Raw genomic sequence first — 7276 nt, 5'->3', positions numbered from 1 at the left:
GCCGTCCGGCGCGTGGGGGTGCGGGTGGGGATCGTGGTGTGTCCCGCGGGTGTGGGTGTGCGTGCCGCGGAGGACGTCCGGTGCGTCGGTGTGCGGAGGCTCGTGCGCGTGGTCGTCCGGTCCGTGGCTGTGGGCGTGACCGTGGTCGTGGGCCGCCGAGAGCCCTCGGGACAGGCCGTCGTCGCCGAGCCGGTCGTACCGCCCCCACGCCTCGCGCACCCGCGCGTCCAGGACGCCCGCCACGGCGGGGGCCGAAAGCAACGGCCCGGCCGGCACGCAGTGTTCGGGATCGGGGGTCCGCGGCGTCACCCACGCGGCCGAGAGCAGGACGACGCACCGCTCACCGAGGGCGCGGCAGCGCCGTACGCCTTCGGCCGGGTCCGGGTCGCCTCCGATCAGAGCGACCTCGACCGTGCGGTGCCGGCCGTACTGCCGTACCAGACGCGCGATCCGGAAGAGGTCCGCGTCGACGAACGGGCCGCCCGACGGGGCGGTGACCAGCAGCGCCTTGTCCGCGGCCACCCGTGAGGCCGCCGCGCGGAGCCAGCCGATCAGGTGCCCCGCGGTGCCGAAGGGTTCGGCCAGCACGGTCCCGGCGCGGTCCTCGGCGGAGAGGGCCAGCAGGGTGCGAGCGGCGTCGGCGACCAGCTCCGGGTCCCTGCCCAGGGTCATCGGCACCACGCAGACGGGCTCGCCCCGGGCGCGCGACGCGCTGACGCACCGGAACAGTTCGCGTCCGCCGGCCACACAGGACACCTCGGGTCCCAGCAGGCCGCGTACGGCCCGTCCGCCGTCGCTCTCGTGCCCGCCGACCGCGACCACCTTGCCCGGGGACACGGGTCAGCCGCCGACCGGGTCGTGGCAGGAGACGAGCTTGTTGCCGTCGTCGAAGGTCGCCTCCACCTGGAGCAGCCGCAGCATCTCCCGCACGCCCGGCATGGTGGCGTCCTCGTTGACCACGGTCCGGCCCAGCTCCATGCAGTCGGCGACGCTCTTGCCGTCCCGGGCCGCCTCGAGAATGGCCTCGGTGATGAGCGCCACCGCTTCGCTGTAGTTGAGCTTCAGTCCTCGATCACGGCGTTTGCGGGCCAGGTCGGCCACGACGTACACGAGCAGTTTGTCGATTTCTCGGGGGGCCAGGTTCATGGGGAGCGCCTTCCTCGGGGTAGGGGGTGCGGGCCCGGCACAGGGGGACGTACGGGCCTCACGAGTCATCGGCATCGGCATCGGCATCGGCAAGGAGGGTGATGCGGGGCAGGAGGGGCACGGCCGCCAGCAGCGCCCAGGTGGTGATGTTGAACGGCCAGGTGAAGGTGTGGCTGCCGAAGGTCTCGAAGAGCACCGACAGGGAGGCCGTCAGGGCGGTGGTGGCGGCGGCCGCCACCACCGTGTAGCCGTGGTTCCACGCGGTGGGGCGCAGCAGGACCACGCCGAACGCCAGGCTCGTCAGGACGGCGTTGTAGCCGTAGATCCCCTCGCCGATCAGGGCGGCCGGCGCGCCGAGGGCCCACGCGGTGAGCAGACCGACGACGCTTCCCACGACGGCGAACAGGCCCACCTTCCAGCCGGCCAGGAAGAGGCCGACCAGCATGATCAGGCCGACGTACCAGGTCCCGGCGAAGAAGATCTGGGAGACGTTCGAGAAGAACCCCTGCCACAGGTCGGTCCAGCTGACGTCGGGGCTCTTGGGGGTGGCCGGGGTGACGGCCGTCTCCGGTGTCCCGTGCCAGACGCGCTCGAACGAGGGGGCGCCCAGGACCATCACAAGGGCGACGAGGCAGAACGGTCCGGTGAACGCCCTGAGGCCGAAGGGGACGAGCAGGTGGTTGAGGGTGGCGGTGATCAGGGTGCACGCGATGGCGGCGCTGACCGCCAGGACGTAGGTCGAGGGGTGGTGGCCGAGGTACACCACCATGGCGATGGCCCCGAGCACGCCGCAGTAGGTCATCAGGCCCTGGGTCACCGTGTCGTGCTCGACGGCGAGGAGGCGAGCGGTGAGCGTCGAGACCACCGCCCCGATGACGGCGAAGAGTCCCATCTCCCAGCTCTCCACCCACAGGGCGGCGAGGATGACCAGCGAGGTCCACACACTCGCCTGGAAGTCCACTTGGCCCACGCCGCGCAGCGCGCCGAGCGCCGTCCCGCTCAGGGATGCCGACAGCGGCTCGGAATGCGAGGTGAAGGGCGGGGAAGCCACGCGTGTCTCCTTCGCGAAGAGGCCGCAGGTGCGCCGAACGAGGGGAAGCGGAGGTGTCCGCAGTCCGTTCGGGAACGAGTGACTACCTGACACATAAAGTGACGATATGTACCTTATTGGAGGCATGCATCTCCACCCTCACCCGGATCACGCGGGTGGCCCACGCGCCCCCGTGGTCGCCGTCGTGGCGGTGGGGGGAGCGGTGGGTGCCCTTCTGCGCTACGGCGCCTCCCGCGTATGGCCCAACGGGAGCGACGCCCACGCCCTCTGGCGAACGGGTGAGGCCGCCTTCCCCTGGACGACCCTCCTGGTCAATGTCGTCGGATGCTTCCTCATGGGAGTACTGACCGTCGCGCTCAAGGAGCGGTTCACCCATGCCCCCCGGCTGCTGAACCCCTTCCTGGGCACGGGCGTCCTCGGCGGTTTCACCACGTTCTCGTCCTACACCGACGACACCCGCAGGCTGTTCGAGAACGACCAGGCGGGTGCCGCCGTCGGCTACCTCGTCCTGACCGTGGCCGGGGCGCTGGCCGGGGTGACGCTCGGCGTGGCCCTGACGCGCGCCGTCCTGCGGCGGCCGCGTCGCACGGCGTCCGGCCCGCGGAGGGACGCCTGATGGGTGAATGGCTCCTGGTCCTCGCCGGCGGCGCGGTCGGCGCCCCGGCCCGCTACCTGATCGGCGAGGCGGCGCGCAAGCACCTGCCGTCCGCCTTCCACTGGGGCACGTTCCTCGCCAACACGGCGGCGTCCCTGCTCCTGGGCTTCCTGGTCGAGGCCGGCACCGGAGGCGCGCTCGACAGCACCGGGCAGGCGCTGCTCTCGGTGGGGTTCTGCGGTGCCCTGTCCACCTGGTCCACGTTCTCCAACGAACTTCTGAGCATGGCCGACGCCCGCCGGGTCGCCGGGGCCGCCGGGTACCTTCTCGCGACGGTCGCCCTCGGCCTCGGTCTGTCCTTCGCGGGCGCGGCCGTCGCCCGGGCCTTGTGGTGATCACGGCGGTCACCCGCACGGCACACGGGTGGCGTGCCGCGCTGCCCGCGCTCGACCGGGGGCGTGCCGTCCGGTCGGCGCTGGCCTTCGGGCTCTGCTTCGGCGTCGTCACGGCGGTCGCCGGCATTCCCTACGGGGTCTTCGCCGCGATCGGCTGCTACGTCGACGCCTACGGCACCCGGGACCCCTACCCGCGACGGGGTCCGGTGCTCGCCCTGCTCTGCGTGGGCTTCGTCCTGGCGTTCACGGCGGGCTCACTGGCCGCGGGAGACGTGTGGGCGATGACGGCGGTGCTCAGCGTCGTCTCGGTCGCGGCCACCCTCGTCGTCCGGACGCTCCGTCTGAGCGGACCGGGCAGCTACTTCGTCGTCCTGGTCACCGCCCTGGCGGCCTTCCTGCCCCCGGTCGGCCTCGCGGAGACGGCGGCCCGGGCCGGCTGCGTCGCCATCGGGGTGTCGGTGTCCTGGCTGTCCGCCATGTCGGGCCGGCTCGTGCGGCCGTACGAGCCCGAGGAACACGCGGTCTCGGCCGCCTTCCGATCCTCCGGGACGTTCGTGGACGCGACCCGCCGGGCCGCGGAGGCGCACCCGCCGACGGACCTCACCGCCGCCCGGCGGAGCGCCTACACGGCGGTGCACGGGGCGTGGTCGGCGCTCGACGACACCCGGCGCCGTCGCGCGGCGCCCGCTCCCCGGCGGCTGGTGCTCTACACCCTCATGGTCCGGCTGGAAGTCATGCTCGACGCGGTGCAGAGCGCGACGGAGCGGCGCGGTGAGCAGGTGCCGGCCGCATGGGGTTCCTGGCTGCGGGACGCGGCGGCGGCGGTGGGCACGGGCCGGACGCCCGAGTCCTGGCCCGTCGCGCCGGGAACCCGGCCCGCGTGGCCCCCGCTCGTGACCGGCGACCGGGCGCCCGCGTCACCGGCGTCCCTGGAGGGCGCGCGGGTGCTCTGGCCCGTGCCCCTGCCGCCGCGCAAGAGTGTGGGAGGCGAACTGCACCTCGTGCTGTCCTCCGCCTCACCCGCTCCGACGATCGCCCTGCGGGTGGGGCTCTCCGTCGCGGTGGGCACCGTCCTGGGCTGGGCACTTCCCCTCCTCCACCCCGCGTGGGTGGCGGTGGGCGCGGCCGCCGCGCTGCAGGGCGGGCCCGGCCAACAGCCCTCGCAGCGCATCGGCTCACGGTTCGTCGGGACGGTGGCCGGGGTGGCGATCACGGCGCTGGTCGCCCAGGTCTACCAGCCCGGCGTATGGACGACCGTGGTCCTGGCCACGGTCGTGCACGCGGTCTCGCGCGCCCTGCCCGCCACCTCCCTTCTCGCACGCACCCTGTTGAACACCCCTGTCGCCCTCATGCTCGTCAACGCCGCGTTCATCGGAGGGCCGGGCCTGGGACCGCTCGCGGCCTACCGGCTGCTCGACCTCACTCTCGGCCTGTGCCTGGGCGTGTGCGCGGCCCTGCTGGTGCGCGGTGTGCCGGTGCGCCGCGTGTGCGCCGCCGTCTCGGGGGCCGTGGCGGCGACGGGGCCGGCCGTGGCGGAACGCCTGCGGACGGGGAGCGCCGATGCCGGGTCCGAAGGGACCGCATGGCAGAGGACGGCGGACCTGTGGACCATGCACGCCTCGGTGCCCACCGAGGAGATCCGTTCGACCGGCACCGCCGACCGGCTGTGGCCGGTCCTGCTGTCGGTGCGCCGCCTGCTCTCCTGGAACGTCCTCGGCGGTCCCACGACGCCGGCCCCCGACGACGGCGCGCGGGTCGGGGCCTTCCTGCACGTCCTGGCCGGCGCGGCGCGCAGGGACCTGCCCGGCTCCCCCGGTCTCCGGTCGGCGCTCCCCCACCCGCTGCGGACGCCGGAGCCGGCCCACGACCCGGAGGCGCACAGGAGGCTGGCAGCGCTTCGATCCGCTCTGGAGCGTGCCGCTCCCCCGTCCCCGGGGGAGCGGGACGGCGCGGACTGAACCGGGCCACGCGTCCGGGGACGGCCGTGCCGCACCTCACCGTGCGTGTCCCCCGGCCTCGTTCGGGGCCGTGCGCGGACCGGCCCGCGCACGCGGCCCGCGGCCGGGCCGTCAGGCCGGCCGGGCCAGTGGCGGTCTCCAGTCCCGGGAGGTGCTGATCGGGATGCCCGGGTGCTCGGTCGCCGTGCAGCGCACGGGGGCCGGCTGCTTCATCGCCGCTCCACCGGTCAGGGCCGCTCCACCGGTCAGGCGGACGACACCGGGAGCACGTCCGGCGACAGGGCGGCCGCACGGGCGGTCGACGCCGTCATACGGCGGCGGTGGTGACGGCGGCACAGGACCTCGTAGCCGACCTCGTCCGCGGAGTCGGTGACGTCGCCGACGACCACCTGGGCGCCCTCGACGACCATGACCCCGCCGACCGTGCGCGCGTTGTGCGTGGCGCGGGCACCGCACCAGCACAGGGCCTCGACCTGGAGCACCTCGACCCGGTCGGCCAGCTCCACCAGCCGCTGGGAACCGGGGAACAGCTTGGAGCGGAAGTCGGTCGTGATGCCGAAGGCGTAGACGTCGAGGTCCAGGTCGTCCACCACGCGGGCGAGCTGGTCGATCTGCTCCGGCGCCAGGAACTGCGCCTCGTCCGCGATCACGTAGTCCGCGCGCCGGCCCTGCGAGAGATGGTCGACGAGGTGCGCGTACAGGTCCGCGCGCTCCCCGACCTCCACCGCGTCCGTGACCAGGCCGAGGCGGGAGGACAGCTTGCCCTCGCCGGCCCGGTCGTTGCGGGTGAAGATCATGCCCACCAGGCCGCGCGCCGAACGGTTGTGCTCGATCTGGAGGGCCAGCGTCGACTTCCCGCAGTCCATCGTTCCGGAGAAGAACACCAGCTCGGGCATGGGAGGTTGGGCACCTTTCGGCGGGGACGGACTGGCACGGGGCGGCGGCCGGGAGCGCACGGCGCGGGGGCGAACCTCAGGAGCGTACTTCGAGGAGGGGGACCAGTTGTTCGGCAGGGGTCAGCGAGCCGTGGTTGCCGACCATCGCCGACTCCTTGGGCTCCCGCTCGGAGGCGATGACCAGCACGTCGTCGCGGGCGGCGGCGACCACGTCGCCGATCCGGTGGTACACGCGGTCCTCGATCCGGGGGCCGAACCAGCCCGCGTCGATCGCCTCGTCCCGCGAGGCCACCCAGAACTGCTCGCCGAGCACCTCGCGCCAGCAGGTCAGGACGTCCGCCCCGGCACCGGGTACGGCGTAGACGTGGCGGGCGCGGCCCTCGCCGCCGAGCAGGGCGACTCCGGCGCTCAGCTCCCAGTCGTGGTCGAAGTCGATGCGGTGGTCGTCGTCGAAGGGCACGTCGATCATCCCGTGGTCGGCGGTGACGTAGAGCGCGCTGCGCGGCGGGAGTTGCTCGGCCAGCCGCTGGACCAGGCGGTCGACGTACATGAGCTGGCCGCGCCAGGTGTCGGAGTCGACGCCGAAGCGGTGGCCCGCGCCGTCGACCTCGGCGTAGTACGTGTAGACGAGGGAGCGGTCGGCGGCGGCCAGCTGTGCGGCCGCGAAGTCCATGCGCTCCTCGCCGGACAGCCGCCCGTGGAAGGCGCCGCCGCTGAGCGCGACCTTGGTCAGCGGGGTGTTCGCGAAGGCGGGTGAGGACACCTGGGCGGCGTGCACCCCGGCCCGGTGGGCCAGTTGGAAGACGGTGGGGTGGGGCTGCCAGGTGTCGGGACGGGTCCAGGGCTGCCAGCGCAGCTGGTTCATCAGTTCGCCGGTGTCCGGGTTGCGCACGGTGTAGCCGGGCAGGCCGTGCGCGCCGGGCGGCAGTCCGGTGCCGACGGAGGCCAGGGAGGTGGCGGTGGTGGCCGGGTAGCCCGTGGTGATCGGCCGTCCGGTGCCACCGCGCGAGGCGGCCATCAGGGACGCCATGAACGGGGCTTCCTCCGGGTGCGCCTTCAGCTGCTCCCAGCCGAGGCCGTCGATCAGGAACACGCAGTTCCGGTCGGCGGGGGTGAGCTCCGCGATCGTGCTGGTGGTGCCGGGGACGCCCATGCCGGCGGCGAGGGTGGGCAGCAGGTCGGCCAGCGAGCCGGTGCCGTACTCGGGCAGGGGGGCGGAGTCCGGGGCCAGGGGC

The 7276-nt window shown here is 73.8% G+C and carries 8 protein-coding genes; 3 read left to right on the top strand and 5 right to left on the bottom strand.

What is annotated here, in order from left to right; genetic code table 11:
* The 3 genes from AOK11_RS31535 to AOK11_RS31525 form a co-directional block, all read right to left on the bottom strand.
* Window positions 1-837, bottom strand: an 837-nt coding sequence (locus tag AOK11_RS31535; protein WP_055597109.1) for a sirohydrochlorin chelatase, incomplete at its 3' end; no start/stop codon positions are given.
* Between the two features lie 3 nt (window positions 838-840).
* Window positions 841-1146 (bottom strand): urease subunit gamma, encoded by a 306-nt coding sequence (locus AOK11_RS31530; protein WP_055597108.1) that lies wholly within the window; start codon window positions 1144-1146, stop codon window positions 841-843.
* A 58-nt stretch (window positions 1147-1204) separates the two neighbouring features.
* The gene (locus tag AOK11_RS31525; protein WP_055597107.1) at window positions 1205-2197 is read right to left on the bottom strand and encodes an urea transporter; all 993 of its coding nucleotides are present in this window, start codon (window positions 2195-2197) and stop codon (window positions 1205-1207) included.
* Between the two features lie 124 nt (window positions 2198-2321).
* Between AOK11_RS31525 and crcB the strand changes: the two genes are divergently transcribed.
* From crcB to AOK11_RS31510, 3 genes are read left to right on the top strand one after another with little or no spacing between them, the layout of a single operon-like run.
* Window positions 2322-2813, top strand: a complete 492-nt coding sequence (gene crcB / locus AOK11_RS31520) for a fluoride efflux transporter CrcB (protein ID WP_107098732.1) — start codon at window positions 2322-2324, stop codon at window positions 2811-2813.
* Window positions 2813-3187: a fluoride efflux transporter FluC gene (locus AOK11_RS31515; RefSeq protein ID WP_055597105.1), complete on the top strand. Its 375-nt coding sequence runs from the start codon at window positions 2813-2815 to the stop codon at window positions 3185-3187. Before crcB ends, AOK11_RS31515 begins: the two co-directional genes overlap by 1 nt.
* Window positions 3181-5145: an FUSC family protein gene (locus tag AOK11_RS31510; RefSeq protein WP_055597104.1), complete on the top strand. Its 1965-nt coding sequence runs from the start codon at window positions 3181-3183 to the stop codon at window positions 5143-5145. The genes AOK11_RS31515 and AOK11_RS31510 overlap by 7 nt, the downstream gene beginning before the upstream one ends.
* Window positions 5146-5390: 245 nt before the next feature.
* Here the strand turns inward: AOK11_RS31510 and AOK11_RS31505 are convergent, their stop codons facing one another.
* Both AOK11_RS31505 and AOK11_RS31500 read right to left on the bottom strand, forming a co-directional pair.
* Entirely contained in the window at window positions 5391-6041 is a 651-nt protein-coding gene (locus tag AOK11_RS31505; protein ID WP_055597103.1) for a thymidine kinase, read from the bottom strand.
* A gap of 76 nt (window positions 6042-6117) precedes the next feature.
* Window positions 6118-7276: alkaline phosphatase family protein (locus AOK11_RS31500; protein WP_055597102.1), on the bottom strand; the 1159-nt coding region annotated here is incomplete at its 5' end.

Source organism: Streptomyces hirsutus (assembly GCF_001418415.1).
GTDB lineage: Bacteria > Actinomycetota > Actinomycetes > Streptomycetales > Streptomycetaceae > Streptomyces > Streptomyces hirsutus.
The sequence above is the reverse complement of the archived record's forward strand: the minus strand, read 5'-3'. Positions and strand labels throughout refer to the sequence as shown.